The 21,156-nt window shown below is 42.3% G+C and carries 16 protein-coding genes and 1 pseudogene; 4 read left to right on the top strand and 13 right to left on the bottom strand.

Translation table 11 applies throughout. From position 1 onward, the window contains the following. The first annotated feature begins 5 nt into the window (after window positions 1-5). Complete coding sequence (locus ACP8HI_RS06440; protein WP_438350293.1) at window positions 6-1,514, top strand: MFS transporter; 1,509 nt, start codon at window positions 6-8, stop codon at window positions 1,512-1,514. A 181-nt stretch (window positions 1,515-1,695) separates the two neighbouring features. On the opposite strand, the gene truA is transcribed toward ACP8HI_RS06440, so the two are convergent. Then, window positions 1,696-2,433 carry a tRNA pseudouridine(38-40) synthase TruA gene (gene truA / locus ACP8HI_RS06435; RefSeq protein ID WP_438350292.1) on the bottom strand — a complete coding sequence of 246 codons (738 nt, stop codon included), beginning with the start codon at window positions 2,431-2,433 and terminating at the stop codon, window positions 1,696-1,698. 321 nt (window positions 2,434-2,754) lie between these two features. Here truA and ACP8HI_RS06430 point away from each other — a divergent pair, with 321 nt between their 5' ends. Beyond that, window positions 2,755-4,476: a cellulase family glycosylhydrolase gene (locus ACP8HI_RS06430; RefSeq protein WP_438350291.1), complete on the top strand. Its 1,722-nt coding sequence runs from the start codon at window positions 2,755-2,757 to the stop codon at window positions 4,474-4,476. 198 nt (window positions 4,477-4,674) lie between these two features. On the opposite strand, the gene ACP8HI_RS06425 is transcribed toward ACP8HI_RS06430, so the two are convergent. The 3 genes from ACP8HI_RS06425 to ACP8HI_RS06415 form a co-directional block, all read right to left on the bottom strand. Next, window positions 4,675-6,102: an MDR family MFS transporter gene (locus ACP8HI_RS06425; protein ID WP_438350290.1), complete on the bottom strand. Its 1,428-nt coding sequence runs from the start codon at window positions 6,100-6,102 to the stop codon at window positions 4,675-4,677. Window positions 6,103-6,111: 9 nt separating this feature from the next. Then, a complete protein-coding gene (locus ACP8HI_RS06420; RefSeq protein ID WP_438350289.1) occupies window positions 6,112-6,537 on the bottom strand; it encodes a MerR family transcriptional regulator in 426 nt (141 codons plus the stop codon). A gap of 496 nt (window positions 6,538-7,033) precedes the next feature. Further along, complete coding sequence (locus ACP8HI_RS06415; protein ID WP_438350288.1) at window positions 7,034-7,450, bottom strand: VOC family protein; 417 nt, start codon at window positions 7,448-7,450, stop codon at window positions 7,034-7,036. Between the two features lie 1,758 nt (window positions 7,451-9,208). On the opposite strand from ACP8HI_RS06415, the gene ACP8HI_RS06410 reads away from it, so the two are divergent. Continuing rightward, window positions 9,209-9,736: an RNA polymerase sigma factor gene (locus tag ACP8HI_RS06410; protein ID WP_438350287.1), complete on the top strand. Its 528-nt coding sequence runs from the start codon at window positions 9,209-9,211 to the stop codon at window positions 9,734-9,736. Continuing rightward, on the top strand, window positions 9,730-10,905 hold the full coding sequence (locus ACP8HI_RS06405) for a DUF4179 domain-containing protein (RefSeq protein ID WP_438350286.1): 1,176 nt from the start codon (window positions 9,730-9,732) through the stop codon (window positions 10,903-10,905). Before ACP8HI_RS06410 ends, ACP8HI_RS06405 begins: the two co-directional genes overlap by 7 nt. Window positions 10,906-11,388: 483 nt before the next feature. Here the strand turns inward: ACP8HI_RS06405 and ACP8HI_RS06400 are convergent, their stop codons facing one another. The 9 genes and pseudogenes from ACP8HI_RS06400 to ACP8HI_RS06360 all read right to left on the bottom strand — a co-directional run bounded on the left by ACP8HI_RS06400 (window position 11,389) and on the right by ACP8HI_RS06360 (window position 20,672). Further along, window positions 11,389-11,742: a hypothetical protein gene (locus ACP8HI_RS06400; RefSeq protein WP_438350285.1), complete on the bottom strand. Its 354-nt coding sequence runs from the start codon at window positions 11,740-11,742 to the stop codon at window positions 11,389-11,391. 256 nt (window positions 11,743-11,998) lie between these two features. Next, a pseudogene (locus ACP8HI_RS06395) lies at window positions 11,999-12,332 on the bottom strand (DNA polymerase IV); the annotation flags it as partial. 42 nt (window positions 12,333-12,374) lie between these two features. Further along, the gene (locus ACP8HI_RS06390; RefSeq protein ID WP_438350284.1) at window positions 12,375-12,608 is read right to left on the bottom strand and encodes a hypothetical protein; all 234 of its coding nucleotides are present in this window, start codon (window positions 12,606-12,608) and stop codon (window positions 12,375-12,377) included. Window positions 12,609-12,941: 333 nt separating this feature from the next. After that, the gene (locus ACP8HI_RS06385) at window positions 12,942-13,982 is read right to left on the bottom strand and encodes an NAD(P)/FAD-dependent oxidoreductase (RefSeq protein ID WP_438350283.1); all 1,041 of its coding nucleotides are present in this window, start codon (window positions 13,980-13,982) and stop codon (window positions 12,942-12,944) included. Between the two features lie 35 nt (window positions 13,983-14,017). Beyond that, window positions 14,018-15,739 carry an ABC transporter ATP-binding protein gene (locus ACP8HI_RS06380; protein WP_438350282.1) on the bottom strand — a complete coding sequence of 574 codons (1,722 nt, stop codon included), beginning with the start codon at window positions 15,737-15,739 and terminating at the stop codon, window positions 14,018-14,020. 37 nt (window positions 15,740-15,776) lie between these two features. After that, on the bottom strand, window positions 15,777-16,760 hold the full coding sequence (locus ACP8HI_RS06375; protein ID WP_438351727.1) for a FecCD family ABC transporter permease: 984 nt from the start codon (window positions 16,758-16,760) through the stop codon (window positions 15,777-15,779). Between the two features lie 60 nt (window positions 16,761-16,820). Continuing rightward, the gene (locus tag ACP8HI_RS06370) at window positions 16,821-17,873 is read right to left on the bottom strand and encodes a FecCD family ABC transporter permease (RefSeq protein WP_438350281.1); all 1,053 of its coding nucleotides are present in this window, start codon (window positions 17,871-17,873) and stop codon (window positions 16,821-16,823) included. A gap of 22 nt (window positions 17,874-17,895) precedes the next feature. After that, window positions 17,896-18,891, bottom strand: coding sequence for an ABC transporter substrate-binding protein (locus ACP8HI_RS06365; RefSeq protein ID WP_438350280.1), 996 nt, complete (start codon window positions 18,889-18,891; stop codon window positions 17,896-17,898). Between the two features lie 146 nt (window positions 18,892-19,037). Next, window positions 19,038-20,672: an AraC family transcriptional regulator gene (locus ACP8HI_RS06360; RefSeq protein WP_438350279.1), complete on the bottom strand. Its 1,635-nt coding sequence runs from the start codon at window positions 20,670-20,672 to the stop codon at window positions 19,038-19,040. Window positions 20,673-21,156: the final 484 nt, after the last annotated feature.

Here is a 21,156-nt window from a genome sequence, read left to right as displayed (position 1 = left end):
TACTAATGTCTACATTTCATTTGTCCAAACTTCAACGTTGGATTGTGCTGGCGATTGTGTCCAGCGCCCTATTACTAATCGTCATCGACATGACGGTACTTTACACAGCTCTCCCGCAGCTAACGCATGATCTTTCTGCTTCCGCTTCGGAGAAACTTTGGATTGTTAACATTTATCCACTCGTCATGGCTGGGCTATTGCCCGGTCTAGGTACACTAGGAGATCGTCTTGGGCATAAGAAGCTCTTCGTTATCGGACTTGCCATCTTTGGGATCGCTTCGCTGATGGCAGCCTTCGCGCCGATACCATCCGTACTTATTGCTGCGCGTACCCTGCTTGCTGTTGGTGCAGCGATGATGATGCCTGCAACACTCTCCATCATTCGTACTACTTTTACAGATGCGCGCGAGCTCTCTCTGGCCATAGGCGTTTGGGCATCCGTCTCATCTGCTGGAGCTGGGATCGGACCACTCATTGGCGGCTTATTACTGGAACATTTCTGGTGGGGCTCGGTTTTTCTCATCAATATTCCAATCGTGATTATCGCGATAATCTTTGCAGTCTGGCTAATCCCGAACCGTAAAGGGCATGTGCCCAAAACATGGGATTTCATAGGTTCTGTCCAGATTATGATCGGTCTAGTTGGCCTCGTATATGCAATTAAGGAAATCAGCAGACGCGAAGGTTCAACTGTCATCGCTTTGATTTCTGCCATACTTGGAATCATAGCGATGATCATATTTGTGCGCCGTCAACGCAAAAGTGCTAATCCATTAATCGATTTCAGCCTATTCAAAGATTCACGCTTTACGACAGGTGTAATCACAGCTCTACTATCCTGTTTCGCACTTATTGGAATGGAATTAATCGTCACCCAGCGGCTTCAGCTTGTTCTTGGATATTCTCCCCTAGAGGCGGGTCTGTTCATTATATTTACCCCGATAGCTTCCTTTATCTCAGGTATACTCATCGGTATGGTATTGCATCGAGTTGATACGATGAAAGTACAATGGATCTGTTTATTTGTCTCTGGATTGGGAATGGGTGCCCTTCTGCTCTTCCATAACGGAAATATAATCATACAGATCATCGCCTTAATGGTTCTGGGAGCAGGTCTTGGGGGAGCGATGACTGCCGCCTCTAATTCGATTATGGTTAATGTCCCAATCGAGAAAGCAGGAATGGCCGCATCCATTGAAGAAGTATCATTCGAGCTCGGTAGTGCCCTAAGCATTACGCTTCTGGGAAGTCTTTCATCGCTCGTCTATACCGCTTCATTCGTTCTTCCTGAAGGACTATCCGTCTCGCCGATCGTACGGGACAGCCTGGACGAAGCACTTATTGTAGCAGAAAACCTGCCAGCTACAGCTGGAGCCACTCTCATTGAAATGGCACAAACCGCTTTTGATAAGTCTTTTGTTGTTGTCCTGGCAACTGCAACCATCATCCTTTTTATAGCTGCATTTATGATTCGGGTGGCAGCACATCGTACTAAGGTTCGAAACCATAAGTAATGTTCATATTACCGTTTCGAGTATCCATATTGATTACTTTCTTATATCTAAAAAGGCTGACCATTTGGTCAGCCTTTTTAGATAAAACAAGATCATATTACTAGATGACTCATATCTGATTTATGATTCCGATATTTTTCAAGGTTATCACATTTTCAATCGTTATTATTCCTACAAAATCCTAAAAATTAATCTTCTCCAAGTAAAGCCCACTTGCATCCGCCATGCCACCCGTTTGGACTCGTTCCTTGGAGAGTAAAATGGTTGGTAATTCTTCCGCTTCTATCTCTCCCAAACCAATCTCGATCAGCGTTCCAATCATCTTGCGAACCATATTATAAAGAAATCCATTACCGGACACACGCAATTCGAGAAAGCCTGCAACCTCTTCTAGTTCTAGAGAATAAATTTCACGCACCATAGTCTTTTTATTAGACTTGGCATTCGAATAAGCAGTAAAATCATGTTCACCAATGAAATACTGACATGCTCTTTTCATTTTTTCGATATCCAGCTTCTTCCTAACATGCATACTGTATTTCCTCATAAAGGGATGGCTATATGCCTCGTTCCATATTTTATACAAATAAGTTTTATCTTTTGCATGATAGCGAGCGTGAAAACGATCATCCACTAGAATAACCTCACGAATGCTAATATCTTGGGGTAAATAACTATTCAAAATACTCATCATTTTAGATTCAGTCATATTTTCACTCATCTTAAAATTAGCTACTTGAGCAAGAGCATGTACCCCCGCATCCGTCCTGCTTGATCCAATGATTTCAATCGGTCGACCTATCATTTCTGATATGGCCTTTTCAATTTTCCCTTGAACCGTATTTTCATTATCTCCCAGACGTTGCCAACCCTTATACCGTCCACCATCATATTGAATGGTTAGTTTGTAATTATTCATTGTTTATCCCTTATCCCTTTCAAATCATAGTTGCGATTGCGTTCATTATATTATCTCATGGAAAAATATAATAGTAAAAGTTTATCTGTCTTCTATTCCCACCGATTCAGCCCATTATAATTCCCAATTTTGGTTATCACTAATTTACATATGATTTCCTTACAAATTAGCATGGTATTTTTGGAAAATATTCTATGTTAATCTTAATTGGATAGCGCTTTCATAACTTTCAATTTTTTTATGAAAACGTTATCGAAACAGCCCGTTCCGAATCAAGGCCATATTTATGTATTCAAAATTTATCTACCAAAGGAGAACTCAATGACTACGAAAATGCACAAATCTTTCTTATCACTCACCATTGTCACTGCCCTTCTACTCTCTCTATTCTCATCTGTTACTGCCGCTGCTCCCACAGATGAGCAACAAGCTAAGGTAGCGCCCAAAAGTAAGATGCAATCCTATGTAGACAACATGCAGCCTGGATGGAATCTCGGCAATACATTAGACGCAACAGGTGACGATGAAACATCCTGGGGTAATCCGCGTGTAACCAAAGAGCTTATTAATCAAATATCCGCACAAGGCTATAAAAGTATTCGACTTCCCATCACATGGGATAATCACATCGGTGAGGCACCAGATTATACTATTGAAAAAGCCTACCTCGATCGTGTAGAAGAAGTGGTTGGCTGGGCGCTAGATGCAGACCTGTATGTGATGATTAATATCCATCATGACTCTTGGTTGTGGGTAAGCCACATGGAAGAGAAACATGATGAAGTGCTTGCACGTTATAACGCTGCCTGGACCCAAATTGCTGATCGCTTCAAGGATCAATCGGACAAGCTGATGTTCGAGAGCATTAATGAGCCACGCTTCACTGATGGAGGAAGCACGGATGAGACAAAGATGGAAGAAATGCTAGTCGAACTTAATACTTCCTTCCATACCATTGTCCGTAAATCCGGTGGCAACAATGCAGAGAGACCACTGGTCCTGCCTTCATTGGAAACTACTCCTTCGGAAGAAAGAATGAATGCGCTTTACAAAACCATCACAGCTCTGAACGATCCAAACCTAATCGCAACCGTCCATTACTATGGCTTCTGGCCATTTAGCGTGAATATTGCGGGTCACACCACATTTGATAAAGATACAAAGAACGATATTACCCAAACTTTTAATAACGTATACAGCACATTTATTGCTAAGGGTATTCCGGTAATTGTCGGCGAATTCGGCCTACTTGGATTCGATACAGATACAGGCGTTATTGAACAAGGTGAGAAGCTGAAATTCTTCGAGTACCTAACCTATTATTCCAAAGAGAAAAAGATTGCGACCATGCTTTGGGATAACGGTCAGCATTTAAATCGCACGACTCATAAGTGGTCAGATCCTGAGCTACATAACATCTTGATGTCAGGTTTGAAGGAACGTTCATCAACGCTTGAATCTGACCTAATCTTCCTTAACAAAAATTCTAAAATGAAAGACACGAACGTTAATCTCAATCTGAACGGTAATAAATTCAAAACGATTAGTGCTAATAATAAATATTTGATTGAAGGAAAAGACTACACCTTGAAAGGCGAAGTACTTACCTTAAAGGCAAGCAAGCTTTCTGCACTCACCGCTTCCAAGAAAATAGGTGAAGAGGTCGGTTTCACTGTCAAATTCAACAAAGGCGTAACTTGGAAGCTGAAACTGACAGTGTCAGACATAGTTAAATTCAGCAACGCAAAAGGTACAACCGAGGCTTTTGCCATTCCAACTACCTTTAACGGCAATCAGCTTGCCACTATGGAAGCCGTATATCCAGATGGAAGCAATGCAGGTCCACAGGACTGGACTTCATTCAAAGAATTCGGTTATACATTCACACCTTCTTATGATACTAAAGAGATCAAGCTGCTTCCGAACTTCTTTAAAGATGTAAAAGACAGCGATGTGACTTTGAAATTCCACTTCTGGAATGGTGATGTTATTTCCTATAAGATCACGAAGAATGGAACGAACGTTGTAGGTACAGCTTTGTAATAACTATTCATGCGAACAAGTAGAAACGGCTATGCCGTCCTTTTTCAAAGACGGGACCCGTTTCAGCGGGAATATAAGGAATAGAGTATCAAATGAAACTTATACTTCCTTATATTTTAAATAAAAAGCGTTCTCCAGAGAGGTTTCTGGAGAACGCTTTTTGATCAAGTAACATTATTATCGTTAATACTATCCCTATTAATTCACTAGAGCTGCCTCTGTTTCCTCGGCTTTACCCTTACGCAGCAACAAAGTAAGCGGCATAGTAACAATAATAATTATCGTTCCAATCAGGAACACATCTTGGATACTGAGCGAAAGTGCGACGTTTGGTGACACCTCGCCTGACTTCAAATGTGCTAGCGTCTGTGATGACAGAATCGAACTAAACAAACTGATCGATAATGCCGCTGTTCCTTGTCTGACCCAGTTCATTACAGCAGACGCATGACCTGAACTTTCTCTAGGAACCGCTGACATCGTTGCGTTGGTCACCGGCATGTTGCAGAAACCTATCCCCGCATAACGAATGACAAGCCATACGGTAAGGAACAATACACTGGAAGTCATGCCAACATGGGTAAGCGCCCAAGTAGCAACTCCCATCAGAATCAATCCTGTAAATATGAGCCGCGCAGGGCCAATTTTAGTGTAGAGCTGTCCAACAACTAGAGAAACTAGCACCATGACTAGCGTACCTGGAAACATAACCAGTCCCGTTGTAAAACTAGATGCGCCCTTAATATTTTGCATATAGATCGGTACCAATAATGTAGCAGCATATAAAGATATAGTAACAGCACAGTTAATAATCAGCCCATAGGTGAATCGAGGTATTGTCAATACGCGTAAATTCAGAAGCGGATTGCTTATATGCAGTGTTCTTATCACGAAGAGGGCAAGCATAATCAATCCAAAAGAAACAAGTCCGAGCGTTCTCCAGCCTGCCCAGCCCCAACTATGAGCCTCACTAAAGGCTACGAGCAGTGAGGTGGTTCCAATCAACACAGCTCCAAATCCGATCCAATCAAGCTTGCTACTACGGCTTAACTTATAGCTTGGAATGTAACGCAACGCGACAATAACTGCGACAATCCCGATCGGTATGTTCATTAGAAACAAGGATTTCCATCCGAATAACTCGGTTAACCATCCGCCAATGGATGGACCAAGTGCAGGAGCCAGCATGGCCGATATACTCCAGTAGCTGATCGCAACCGCCTGCTTCTCCTTCGAAATCGTCTGATAAATGATCGTCATCGTGGTTGGCATTATCATCCCACTGAATAGCCCCTGCAATATCCGAAAAGCAATGAGCGATTCAATGCTCCAAGCAAATGAACATAGTGCAGAGAAAATAGTGAAACCAGCTAAAGCAAACACGTACAAACGCTTATAGCTCCATTTATCTCCCATAAAACCTATAATTGGTGCAATAATACCGGTAGCCATTATAAACCCGGATAACATCCATTGTACTGTATTTAAGCTAGCGTCGAAATCATCCATAAACACAGGTAAAGCCACATTAATTGTTGTTGTACTGAGCGCCGCCATAAAATTACCGAAAAATACAGCAACAAGGATCGTCCAGAAGGTTGATCTTTGTTTATTTGATGTCTCCATACATTACTCCTACCCCTTTAATTTCTCTAATCCGTCCAGCACACGTTTCTCCATACTGTTCAGCTCCTCTTTGAAATCCTCCATACGCTTGATCTTTTCATCGATCATCGTTTTTTCTTTTCGCAGGCTTGATAAAATATTCTCAAGTTTCACTTTTCTTTCTTCCCGATCAGCAGTTGATCGGTATTCACTTCGTTGCTGATCAAGCGTCGTACGATATTCAAGAAACTGCTGCAACTCTGCAAGTGAGAAACCAAGCGCTTCTTTCACGAGAAGTATCTTCTTGAGTGTCTCCACATCTTCTTCTGAATAGATGCGTATGCCACCCGACGTTCTCTCTGGAGCCCGAATCAGCCCAATATCCTCGTAATAGCGAATGGCTCGTTTCGTCAGACCCGTTTGGTTCGCCACATCTTCAATCTTTAATATGTTCAAATCACCGCACCTCCATCATCTTCTTATCAATTATATTCCTCGAATACAGTTAACGTCAACGTTAACTTTATGGTATTATATGGGCAATTAAAAAAGAAAGGACTTCAAAGAGTCCTCCCTCCATGTTCATAAAATTGAAGTTATATCCGGGATTCGACCCGTAACTACTTCGTGAAGTCATACATGCATTGGATCAGCTATTACCTTGTTCAGAATCCCTTCTGCTAACTTGCCATGTGTTTAAATCATAGTACAGAATACATTAGTCCTCATCTTCTTGAACAGCTGGCGATTAAAACATATCAAAAGTGAAAAGAAAAAAGCGAGAACTCCTTAGTATAATAAGGGTTTATCGCTTTTTTATTGTTTTCTATGAATAATGTGGGATTTATTCAGATCTCTCCCTCGCTTTTCATTTCGATTCAATTATCCCGCCTATTTGGTTGAGTAAGGAAATCGCTATACATCAACAAAACGATGGTTCCTCTGCTATTTCTTACTTCTTCTGTATATTACTCATATCCATATACAACACATTCCACCGATGACCATCCAAATCAGTAAAACCACATCCGTACATCCAACCTTCGTGCTCTCTGGGCTCGGCAAAGATTGTACCACCTGCCTGTACCGCTTTCTTTGCCATTTCATCTACTTCATCCCTGCTTCCCGCGTCAACGGAAAACAATACTTCGGTGGATTGCTTTGTGTCCGTAATTTCATTCCTTGTTAATTTTTGGAATTCGGACTCCGCAAAAAGCATAACAACAACATTCTGATCTCCGATAATTAATCCAGCCGCTTCGTTACTATTGCCATGCTCCGTAGTAAAAGAAAACCCAAGTTTTGCAAAAAATGATTTTGATTTAGTAATGTCTTTCACCGGCAGATTGACCCAAAATTGTTTTACCATTGCTAATTCTCCTTAGATTTTATTCTACCTGCGTTGATTCAAATAGATCAACGTTAACACTTTTAAGGGAAAAGTACACACTTAACCTTATCAATTTCACCCCAAATTATTCACAGGTCAGATTTTTAAGGAACCCTCTTTCTTTTTGTTTTTTTGTGGTGATTAAAGCATACCAAAAGTGAAAAGAGTGATTTCATAATAAAATCTTCGCTTTACTCTTGATAAGACCCTACCCCTTCTCAAGAAGACATTGAATTAACAAAAGGGTTGGTGAATGCAAGCTCCTCCGCTTGTAATCGCTGTTCTGCCTGCTATTTCAATAGCTTTATCGCTCAAGCTTCCACCTTCTTTCATTGAAAGATTTCCAGCCTCACTTTCCTATACGACGAACAAATTTATAAATGAAATAGTTTCAGATAGTACTAAATACTGCGATATTTTGCTGCAATCGGCATATAAATATCCATCCAAAAGGTATGCTAATCAATATATAAGCGGCTATCATACGGATTCCTCCAATTTTGATCTGGTAGCCACTTGTTGTTTGGGTAATCTTCATAAACTGTATGCGGCTGCAGTTGCCAGTCTTATTATGATAAGGAATCATTGTAACGATTCAAATTCACTTTACTGGAGAACTAAGGGATCGAACCCCTGACCTCATCACGGCCAGTGATAGAGATGAGATAGGATTAAGTATGCTAAATTACGAACATTCCTAATTCTATAAGGGTTTGTAGCAACCCTCGTATGATCCTTTTGGTTCTTTTGTGATACTTGGTGACTGTTTTGGTCCCCAATTCGTCCCCATAATATAATGGACTATGTTTCTGCAGACCACATTTGTCGAGTGTTCAGTGTGAACAAATCTTATACGATGTGCCCCCATCCAATGACTGTGAAATACCAATTGCCTTCAAGAAGACTTTTCAGAAAACAAAATTTTGTTAAGCAACAAACAGGCCCACCCGTGATGGGTGGGTTTTATACACACTTTTTCTGGTATCTCCCCTTTGATTTCCTGCATTATTTTCTGCACTTCCAATTCGCGGTCAAACAATACCTCTAACAATGGTCCGTTATCTGAGGCAATCTCAATCGTTTCATCCTCAGTAAAACTCTATTACCTATGTCGCTAAAGCGCTCGCACGCTACAACCTCAATAGTAATCTAAATATATTGAGTGTCATTCTTTCCATTTAGTCCTTATTACTCACTTTTAAAACGATCTATCCCGTGTTTAGTAAAAATTCAGCAAGGAAGACGATACTTGTGTAGATCACGAAATAGGACAATTGCCAGTTACCCAGGTACCGTCCTTTATAATGCAGTTTTCTTGTTGCTCAACTAACGATTCTCAGGGTTGTGTGGAGCCAGTCGAAGATGGTCTGATGAAGTAGACGCATTGCGCCCATATGGCAGTAATCGCCTGCACCATCAGCGTTCCGCATCACAACATGCTTGTGCGGAGCTTTTAGCTCGGACGCAAGCTTGCTTGCCTGGCCCTTTTTTGGTCCCTGTCTCACAAACGGGGTGCAGTCCTTGAATACGTTAGTTTTTTTTCATGTAACCTTCTAGCTACCAACCCGATCAAATATATAAGTAACGTTACGAACATTCTAATACTTCTAGTCAAGAAAACAGGTGAACCCTTGCAGTTGGTTTTTTTTCCATGTAACCTTTTAGCTACCTACCCGATCTAATATATGTAACGTTACGAACATTCTAATACTTCTAGTCAAGAAAGCAGGTGAACCCTTGCATACAGATCCTATTGTCGTCAAAGCCCAAGCTGGGGACCCTGAAGCATTCATGCAGTTGATGCAAGAGATAGAGTTACCTTTATATAGAACTGCACGGTCCATCGTCAACAAAGACGAAGATTGCGCAGATGCCCTCCAGGAGACGATACTTAAAGCCTTTAAGTCCATCCATACACTCAGAGAGCCCGCTTTTTTCAAAACGTGGATCTTCCGGATTCTGATTAATGAATGCAACAAAATGGTCAAAAGCAGCTCAAGAACCCTCCCTTACGGAGAGCTTCCCGACGTCCCTTCCACTTCCAAGGATTATGAGAAAATCGAATTATGGGATGCCGTTCAACATCTTGAGGAGAACCTACGGATTGTCATTCTCCTTCATTACCTACAGGACATGCCGATCAGTCAAATTTCCGACATTCTCGAAATTTCTACGGTAGCCGTGAAGACCCGGCTTCATCGCGCCCGCAAAAAGCTAAAGCATTCATCTCAAATCAATCAAGAAAAGGGAGTTGCCACATGGTGAACACTAAGTTAGAGGAACAATTAAAGAACTGCCAAAGCCTACTTCCCGATCAGTTATCTGATATTGCCCGCTCCAAGCTGAATGAGACTTACCAAATCATCAGGGAAACCGATAATTCCATTTCCCCCATTCAGAGAAAGATAGATGTATCAAGAACTTTTAATAAATGGTGGGTTTCCACTGCAGCCGCTTCAATCCTTGGAGTTACACTCATTGCTTCCGGCTTTGTATCGCCCGTAATGGCTGATGCACTCAAGCAAATTCCGGTTCTAGGACAAATCTATTCATTATGGGGCGAAAATAACGGAGATCCCGGTGTTCAACAAGCCGAGGATTTCATCACAAACGTAAACCAAAGCGTGACCCATGGCAATGTGACTATGAATATTCCAACGTTGTTATTTGACGGGACCCGAATTCTTATGAACATAACCACTCCTGGAAACACTCTAGCTTCGGAGCCCAATTCGCCGCCTTCCGATGCCAATAAAGGGGCGATAGATGCAAATAAGTTTGAGGTCCTCTATAAAGGCCAGCCTCTGATCTGGAGTTACGAACACATGGACGGTGAGACTGCTTCCAGCATAATGGTTCAGGTTACCAGCACTTATTATGAGCCGAGCACAACAACACAGACTATCCAGTTCCCTGAGCAGTTTGACTTGACTGTAAATGTCCCGTTAAAGGGTTACGATGTCCCGTTCCAATTCGTTGTGCCTGTTACAAGATCAACGCCCGTTACCGTTCTAACTTCAGAGGAGACCAAGCATCACGATAACATTAACTTGCAGAACAGTAAGCTGGAAATCACCCCAATCACAACGCAGTTATCCGTTGAGTACAAAACCAAACCGGGCCAGAGCGTAGAAGAAATGCTCGCTTCTATCCCTTCGAAATACAAGGGTGCTAACGGGGGCGTCATCGCTCTTCAGTATGACATTGTGGATGAACATGGCGTTCAACTGAAGCCCATCGGTGCTCACCCCTTAAGCGAATCTTATAATGTTCTCTTTGAACCCTTCAAGACTCTACCGCGTACCGTAACCATCAAACCGTACTTAATCGTATCCGAAGGTCAAGCACCAGCTGGGGCTAAAGGACTGGTGGAACTCAAAAATATGGTCAAGGAATATATCCCTGAGCTAGAGACTGTACTTTCGGTGCAATAGTTCAGCTGTAAAAAGGACCTTATTATCTAGGATTAAAAGGGTATGCAAACCTACTAAAGACGGAGCCATAATTGGCTTCGTCTTTTTATTTAAATGACTTTAACCCTTGTCTGGCCTAACTCAAGTCATCTTGTTCTCTAGTGTTTTGATGAATATCTATTCCGCCTTTACTCCCGTTTCAAAATACATAAACATATTAAGTATAAATTAGTTTCCCGGGTACAGTTCATGGATTATGGACACCAATTTTTCTGAATTAGAACGGAACACTTGGTTTGAATCCGTCCACTCCAATTTCATAAAATACGCAGCATGAAACTTCCATCCCTGATGAGCTGGATTAAATTCCATTTGAATTTCGCGCCCCGGCCTTCCTATGTACATCCTAGAACCCGTCTTGGGTGATCCTGTCCGGATTCTGGCCTGTGATATATGTAAACCTGTCATTGTATGGAATGTCCCTCAAATGAAACTTTGGACACCCTACAGCAAATAGTTGAACTTGCTGAAATCCGTACTTTCCCTCCCAATAAAGCCCTGTCCGATAAGGATTAAGTGATCCGAAACTTCTACATGCTCACGGATGATTTGCGATACGCTTGTTACCCGCTTGGACTGGTCATGGTGTAGATCATAGCCAACTTGAGTAAGCTGCCTTGCCAAGAGACGGATTAAAGAGAAACCCGTAGTGCGGTTTGCAATCTCATAGGGAAAGATCATCACAAATTTGACATTTCGATATCTTTTGGCAATCTCACTTGCAGCGGCTTCAAAATTATTTCGATAAGTCAGTACACCGGCAAAAAACAGACCACCGTGCGGTACTTTATTGTACATGTGCTATTGGAGGATACGAACGACTCTATCATGATTTCACAACTACCTCCTTATGAGGTGCAAATTTATTCATTAGTAATCAGCTATCAATATGTACCATGCACCTATCTTTCTCTTCAACGCAAGGTAACGAAGCTTAGTAAATATTCAGTAAGGAAGACGATACTTGGCAAAACACAAAAAAGGACGGTTGCCTGTTGACCAAGTACTATCCCTTTTAATGTGCATCTCTATTCACTTGGATTCTTTCCACTCTAAACTGTTCATCAATCGAAAAGGGTCCCACCAAGTCGGTATAGGTTTCATAAATATTCGTAATTTGAAGAGATACATTCACATACTCCTGCATCCGAGGTTTTACGATAATCAGGTTAGGGCATTTTACAAGTGACTCCCTCAGACTTTCCGTAGACTGCACGCCAAAAGATTTAGCAAGTGGACAGGCCGCTAATATAATCCCTCTTCGACGTTCAGGATCACCAGCAACCACTAATGGCTTATTCCTATACTCGGGATGCGATGCTTTTTCAACCGATGCATAACAATTACTGACAATCCACAAGAAATATGACCCTTTTTCTTTTCTTCATGTTGTTCAGTTCCCATCAGATGTAAGATCAATATTCAAATATCTACTCAAATGATGGATACATATAGGTATATCTCCACTTTGGCTTCGTTTCAAAGTAATATACACAATCTCTGGTGTTCTCTACTAACTCGAACAATCGTCTTTCATTCGTGGAAATCTGCTCCTGTTCGGTTTTCGAGTTCATTTTTTTGTACTTAGTAATGCCATATGTAATCATTATGCCTACTACTATGCCAATCACAAACCAAATCACAGTTCGATCTCCTTCTTTCATCAGCTTATGTAACCACTTAATTATCATGATCTTACCATGACCTTAGAACTATCTAAAGGGGATTTAAGGAAATGAATTCAGTTTGCCGCCCTTTCTCATTTAAACAATTAAATGTGTATGGTTAAGAGAGTCGGAGGTATGGATCGGGAATGGCACTAATAGTCAAATAAATCCAGGAATAGAGTGTTTAGAACGTTACTAAATTCCTAAAACACATCTGAATTTAAACAAAGGTTATCCCGAGAACAGCCCATTCGACTGTCCCCAGAATAACCTCCCATTATTACGTTACTTGCTTCCCTCTTCAAAATGATACATTCCTTGCTAGTAGCTCTATTCCCCATCCAATACACTGAGTGCTTTATTTTTCTCCTTGAACCGCTCGTTATGCGAGGAGACATAAGCTACCTTTGGTGCTTCGGGATCAAGATACAGTTTGGCGCTGTTCAAGGCAAGCACACCGTCAGTGAAGGTACCAGCTATCAATTTCACTTTGCTATCATAGGTAACGAAATCTCCGGCGGCATAAATGCCAGGAATGTTCGTCTCCATCTTGGCACCCACTTCCATTTCCCACTCACCCATATTCAGCCCCCATTGAACAAGCTTACCAAAATGAGGCTCCATTCCATGATTCACAATAACGGCATCTACCTCAACTAACTTAATCTCACCGGTCTCTGTATGAGTAATCTCGACTGTCTCAATCTCTGTCCCATTAGTACTGTGAAGCGCTTTAATGACATACGGTGCAGCAATCGTAACTGACGATTGTTGCATAAGTGCGATGCTTTTCTCATGTGCAGTGAACTCCTCGCGGCGATGTACTATCGTTACGCTTGCGGCTAAAGGCTCAAGCTCGTTAGCCCAGTCAATTGCCGAATCCCCTCCACCTGATATAAGCACATTTTTGTTACGGAATACATTCAATTCCTGTACGGTGTAATGCAGATTGCTCAATTCATAACGATCAGCACCTTCTATATCGAGCTTAACCGGCTTATTAAACCCATACCCTACTGTTAATATAATCGTCCGCGTATAATGTTGCTCACCTGTTGCTGCCGTTAGCAAGAAGGTACCGTCGATTAGCCTTTCCATGTCGGCGATCTCCTGTTCAAGCACAATCGTGGGATCAAACGTTCTTGCTTGTTGTTCCAGTTGGCGGATTAACTCCTCGCATCGAATTGGTGTTACCCCTCCAACATCCCAGATCATTTTCTCTGGATAAATGAGCATTCTTCCACCCAACTGATCTCTGGCCTCGATTAGCTTCGTCTTCAAATCGCGCATTCCGCTATAAAAGGTTGTGTACATGCCTGCGGGTCCACCACCAATTATCGTTACGTCATATATGTCCCTAGACTCAATCATCTCTATTCCTCCGTTTTACGTGTCCTGTCTCGTAATCAAGCTTCGTACTGTGCACGATGCAACCGACTATATGCACCGCCAATACTCAGTAGCTCCTCGTGCTTGCCTTGCTCGGCAACGCCTTGATCCGCTATGACGATTATTCGATCAGCATTTCTAATAGTCGCTAAACGATGCGCAATAATAAGGGTCGTACGCCCTTTCGACAGCTCGGATAAAGCAAGCTGAATGGCTGCCTCGGTTTCGGTATCTAGCGCAGAAGTCGCTTCATCTAGAATTAGAATAGAAGGATTTTTCAGAAACATCCTGGCAATAGACAGACGCTGCTTCTGTCCGCCCGAAAGCTTAACGCCCCTCTCCCCAATCCACGTATCCAATCCTTTCTTCTGCTGTAAAATCAGCCCCTCCAATTGTGCCCGGCGAGCGGCCTCCCAGATTTCTTCTTCTGAAGCATCCAGCCTACCATAAGCGATATTCTCACGAATGGTTCCATCGAACAGAAATACATCCTGTTGGACAATTCCGATATGAGACCGCAGCGAATCCAGCGTCATATGGCGAATATCGTGACCATCAATCGTAATTGAGCCTTCTTCTACATCATAGAAACGCGGTAGCAGGCTACATAACGTTGTCTTCCCTGCTCCGGAAGGACCCACTAGAGCTACCGTTTCCTCCGCATAGATTTGTAGGTGGATATTCTGCAAAACCGGTTCCTTATTTTCATAGCCGAAGCATACTCCGTTAAAGCGAATATCTCCTTTTACTTGTTTAAAAGGCTTTGCATCCGGTGCATCCTGTACATCTGGCTTGGTTTCCAAAAGCTCGATAAACCTCTTAAATCCGGCAACACCCTTCGGATATGTCTCGATAATCGAACTTATTTGCTGCATTGGAGCAATAAACACAGCCGACAGCATAATAAATGCAAAGAATTCTCCCGCGGTCATTTGCTTCTGCAAAACAAACCACGTTCCACAAGCAAGAATAAACAACGACACAAATTTCATCATGATAAAGCTTAACGACGAATTCCACGCCATAATTCGATAAGTACTCAGCTTAGTTAGACGGAAGCGTTCATTGTTATGAGCAAAACGATTGATTTCAAAGCTCTCATTAGAGAATGCCTGTACAACCCGAATACCGCTTACATTATTCTCAACACGCGCATTATAATCAGCAATATCCTTGAACATAATGTCAAATGCACGTGACATTTTCCTACTGAAATACAAGGACAAATAAACAATTAAAGGTACAATAATGAACGTAAGAACAGCCAGCTTCCAGTTAATACTGAGCATGATGACAAATGCTCCAGTAAGTGTCATGACCGCGATAAACAAATCTTCCGGCGCATGATGAGCAATTTCACCAATATCCATTAGGTCATTCGTCATACGAGACACCAAATGACCGGTTTTGTTGTTATCGAAAAAACGAAAGGAAAGCTTTTGCACACGTTCAAAAAGCTGTTTACGCATATCGGATTCAATACTAATACCCAGCTTATGCCCCCAATAGGTGACTATATAATGAAGCACGGAGCTGATCATATATATACCGAGTAGTCCTAGACAAACATATAAGATTTGGGTCCAGTTACCACTAGGCAACAGCTCATCGACCACCCAATTAATCGCAAGCGGAAATATCAACTCAAGCAGAGCAGCAAATATTGCACAAGTAAAAGTGACAATAAACAACTTTTTATAGGGGCGGTAATAGGCATAAAAGCGCCTCAATAAGTCCAACTTTTCCCCTCCATTCTACCAATATAACATTTGTTTTTTACACCTTCGTCCTGCTAAGTAAATATAGAAAATACGGTGCACCAATAACCGCAATGACGATTCCTGTAGGAATCTCGACGGGCTGAACGATCCACCTCCCGATGGTATCCGCTACAATGACAAGCAGAGAACCAATTAATGCAGATATCGGGAGCAGAAATTGATGCATGGAACCAACAAGCCTTCGTCCTAGATGAGGTGCAATCAAACCAACGAAACCGATACCGCCGCTCACCGCTACACAGGAAGCGGCGAGACCTACAGCTGCTGCCAGTAATAACTTCTGCTCTCTAGTTACTGAGGTTCCGAGTCCCCTTGCCAGTTGATCGCCTAAACTCAGCACATTCATCGTACTTGCTTTGAAAAAAACGAAAGGTAGAAGCACAACAATCCAAGGCAACAAGGATAACACAAACGTCCAGTCCGTTCCCCATATACTTCCCGCTAGCCAAGACGCAACGAACCGAAACTTTTGTGGACTTAGTCTAATGGTGAGTACAATCATCGCCGAACTGACTGCTGAAGCAACAGCGATTCCAGACATCAGTAAACGGATGGGGATCAAGCCTTCAGACCGTTTATAGGCAAGTCCATAGATTAAAGCAGCAATCAATGAGCCGCCAACAAACGCCAGTATAGGAAGAAGAGCTACAGGCGCAGCACTCGTATTCGGATAGAAAGAAATAAAGAGCATAACCACTAGCCCCGCTCCAGCATTAATGCCAAGAATACCTGGATCGGCTAACGCATTACGTGATATTCCCTGCAAAACGCAGCCAGATACGGCTAGACCTGCGCCAATTAGAACTGAAATCACGATTCTCGGTAGCCGGAATTCAAACAAAATCAAATTTTGTTCGGCACTGCCTTGACCCAATATGACTTTTAATAAATCTATCGGTGGCACTCGTGTATATCCTGTGTTCATGCTTACGACAAATGAAATCATAATCAACAGACCAAGAATCACCATAGCTTTCATTGCCTGTTTCCGCTTACTCTTACTTGGCTCCTCTTTAGATAACACCATACGATTCATAACTCACAGTTCCCTCCTTTGCTTGCGCGCCAAATAGAGGAAGAATGGTACACCAATTAACGCAATAACCGCGCTGACTGGAGCCTCATGAGGAGGATTGACCATTCTGGCCGCCAGATCGGATAGTACGACCAGCAAGCTGCCAAGTACCGCCGAGCAAGGAATAATCCAACGGTAATCGACACCAACCACATATCTTGCAAGATGAGGTATGATGAGTCCAACAAATCCTATCGCACCAATGACCGAAACTGCCGCCCCAGCAAGAATGAGTACGACAATCGCACTAAAAAGTTTGACTAAAGTTGTGTGCTGTCCAAGACCTTTTGCAATATCGTTACCGAGGCTCAGCAAGGTAATGGAATGGGATAGCGCAAGAGCTCCAGTCAGAGCAACTGCAATCCAAGGAAATACAATCTTAATATGAATCCATTTGGTTCCGGCGGTACCTCCAGCATTCCAGAATGCTATGTCTTGATCAACATTATAATGAAAAGCTAATGCTTCGCTTAAAGCATATAATAGCGAGCTAAGCGCAGCCCCTGCGAGTACAAGGCGAATCGGTGTCAACCCGCCTCTCGTTAAAGAACCAATTCCATAAACAAGTCCGGCGCCAAGTCCGGCACCTACAAACGAAAACAACATTAAATATATAAATGAAAGTCCCGGATAGAACGCAAAGCTGAGTGCCATAACAAAACCCGCTCCTGCATTGATTCCAAGCAATCCGGAGTCAGCTAGAGGATTACGTGTTATCCCTTGCATGATTGCACCTGCAACGGCAAAGCACGCTCCTACCAGGGCGCCTCCTATTACACGAGGCAAACGGATGGTCTGAATAATTTGATGCTCCAGTATTTCGGGATTAAAGTGAACAATTGCATCCCAAACCGTTGCCAAGCTGATGTTGGCTGCTCCGAAAGCTGTAGACCATCCGATGCTTAGCAACAAGGCAGCGCTGCTGAAGATCAGTAGCAGAACTGCCGCTTGAGGTCTGGAATGATTCTTCTTTTCCTTGACGCTAGTATATGAATGACTTGTTTGGTGAAGACTCATTTCTACCACCTTGTACCTTTTCTTATTTAATAGACATTAGCTTTTCTACCACTTCATCCAGCTGCTTATTTAACGCATAAGCGTCGGAGAAATAGTAGTTCTTAACATCATAGCTAAAGACATTACCGGCTTTAACCGCAGGAACGCTATACCAAACTGGACTCTCTAGCACATCCTTCTTATCCTGCTCCTCGCCTCGGCTGAAGCCTTGGAATATATAATTTGCCTCTCCAAGATATTGCGGAATGGCTTCGAGCGATATTTGTGACCAGCCCTCTTTAGCAACCGCTTCTTCTACGATCATCGGCGCATGTAACCCAAGAGCGTTGTATATAATTTCTCCTCCTCGTCCATACGACGTCCCATAAAGATATAAATCTTTGCCTGCAATTTCAAAAATGACGACTTTTTTGTCTGCATTAATAATATCAGCCAGCAGCTTCTTCTTTTCTTCGATCTTCACATCAAAGTCAACCAGCCACTTCTCCGCTTCTTGCTCCTTGTTCAGTATTTTTCCGAACTCTACCAGTCGCTCTCTATAATTGTATTTACCCCAAGGAATAAAAACTGTTGGGGCTATTTTGGATAGTTGATCATAAACCTCTTCTTGAAAAGTAAGAATCAGATCTGGCTTCAAGCTCGTAATCATCTCGAAATTCACAGTCGTATTATCGCCCACAACCTCCGAATTACCAAGCTCTTCCTTAAAATATGGATGTTCCTTGATATCGTTACCTGCAACTGCGAGCGGTGTTACTCCTAAGCTCAACACGTCACCAATAAAATCCTCTACCGCTACAACGACCCGCTTAGGATTAACAGGAATCTGAATTGTTCCTTTATCGCTCTCGTAATCTCTAGTCTCTTTCTCGGTGGATTTGACATCACTATTGATCGGCGCGGTCGTTTTAGAACTGACGTCATTCTGATTTACGTTAGCCCCACATGCGCTCACGATAGAAATAATAACTATCAACAATGTATAACGTAACAACTTCCAACCTTTATGATTAAACAAACGAAACACCCCTATAGAATATTTTGCTCATCAATTGAATTAATGATAATGATAATCATAATCAATTGTGCAGCTTTGTTTAATATACTCTTTATTGGATTTCGTGTATATCCACAGAAGGACATCCCTTTATGTATGGACAATTGTCAGATGCTGTCGTTACGAGTGAGCATGTTTGTCTGAACTTCCAATTGTCTCTCCAGAGACAATCCTTCGCTATGCCAAAACGCTTCAAGCTTTAGGAAATAAATCTTTTTATTATTAAAGGCTGGTAAACCATTCCATATCGGACTATTTTCTAACCAATTCTTCGTCTGCTCCATCAATCCGTCTGATGCCACAACAAACATATGATCCGCTGCATATTCAACCAATAACGATTCGTGTAAGTACAAATGCTCATCCTGCTCCAACATATCCTTTTTCACCCGTTCCGGTGGGCGCATATCGAGCATATCGTACAAATTATATACGCCCCTTGTCGTCCGGTTCCATATATAAAGATAGTCATTACCACGCATCTCGTAGACGGCAATCGTTTCATCAGAACGGATTAGTGGCATTAATTTCCGCTTGGCTATAGCAGCCTTTCTACGGTATCCCTCAATCCAGTCTTCGACACGCTCTTCTTCGCCAAAGAGCCGTCCAAATAGCCTGATTTCCTCTAAACGGTCCATTTTATCACATTGTATCGTAACGACCGGAGCAACCTTCTCTAATACTTTCATCAGCTTTGGATCGGGATAAGTAGAGGCGATGACCATATCCGCTTCAAGCATTGTCAATCCCTCCAAAGAAGCTTTATCATCAATATCTAGCGAGTATACGTCATCAAGTTCTTGGGATAACAACATCGAATGGTGCAGTAAATTCGTTTCTACGGCTATCGGTTTTATCCCAAGCACCAGCAAATTCCCTACAAATTGTAGGGCTATGATGCGCTTCGGCTTTGGTCTAGAACGAAATTCGCTTGGCGTCATTCCACAGATTTGTTTGAACTTTCTGCTGAGATACAACCCGTCCGAATAACCAACCTTATTTGCAATTTCATCTAACGTTCCTCCACTAGAAAGCAGAAGTTGTTTAGCTTCATTTACACGAATACGAGTCACATACTTAGTGAAGGTCCAGCCCGTCTGTATTCGAAACCATTCCGAGAAATAACGAGGATTAAAGCCTGTTAGATGCGCTATCGTTGAACGATCAAGACTTTCGGCATAATGTTCATGAATATATGAAAGTAGCTTTTGAGAAGAGCCATCAAATATACCTCGCCCGGATAGGATTCCATTCTTGAATGCGAGATGAAGTAATTGAGCTAGCAAATCATGGGCACTTCCCGTCTCCTTCTTTCCCTCCCAGCAGTCGGCAAGTTCTTGAATGAGATTCACTGTCTTTTTGATTAATTGGCCTTCGGTAATGCCAGTAAATAGTGAATCACGAGACAGCGTATAAATGATGTCCTGTTCCGTTCGCTGCCGCATTTCATAAATCTCGTAAGCAACTAGATAGATCTGCAATGGTTTAGCACTATGATTATGAAATTCGAAAGTCGTGTCCGGTCGTATAAACACAATATTCCCCTGTTGAAGGTCTATTGATTTGTCATTAATTAAGAGTTCTGCCCTTCCGTTACCAACTGATAGCAACGTTGGTGAATTCACATGCTTAATGAACGGCCCTTGTCCAATCTCATTACGAAATATGGACGCTTCTTTCAATACATTAATTCTCTGAATAAATTTATCGTTATAGCTACTAGAATCGCCCTGTTTCTCCATATAACCTCCAACTTACTTTTATTTTTAAGAGACTAATTGCCTACACCCAAGTGATAACCATTCTCAATAACCATTATAACTAAGGAATATGATTAAAAATAGAGGCGGAGAGGACATAAGTAGCCTATCACAGCATTTCCTCCGCTTTGTGGAAGCTCCGAGCTCCGGGTTTCGCCCTCTGGGCATTCCACCATATAAAGCTGTTATGCCATCGACTCCACCGCTTCCTTTATTCTTCTTCACGGACAGCCATGCTTCGTACAAGTTGTTCATTTGGTATACTTTGACGAAGCACATCCCCTTTGTCTCTGTCTTCCCTCTTTTAGAGTGAAAGCAGGTTATACGACTGTGAGACGCACCAAAAAACCACATCCCGAAGGATGTGGTTGGAATTTCGTATATGGCGAATCCAAGAAGGATCGAAACTTTGACCTAATCACTTCCAGCAATGCGCTCTACCACCTTGGGGTATTACAATACCTAA

Source organism: Paenibacillus sp. FA6, from assembly GCF_051550225.1.
Classification (GTDB): domain Bacteria; phylum Bacillota; class Bacilli; order Paenibacillales; family Paenibacillaceae; genus Paenibacillus_AQ.
This window is presented reverse-complemented; position numbering and strand designations above follow the sequence as displayed.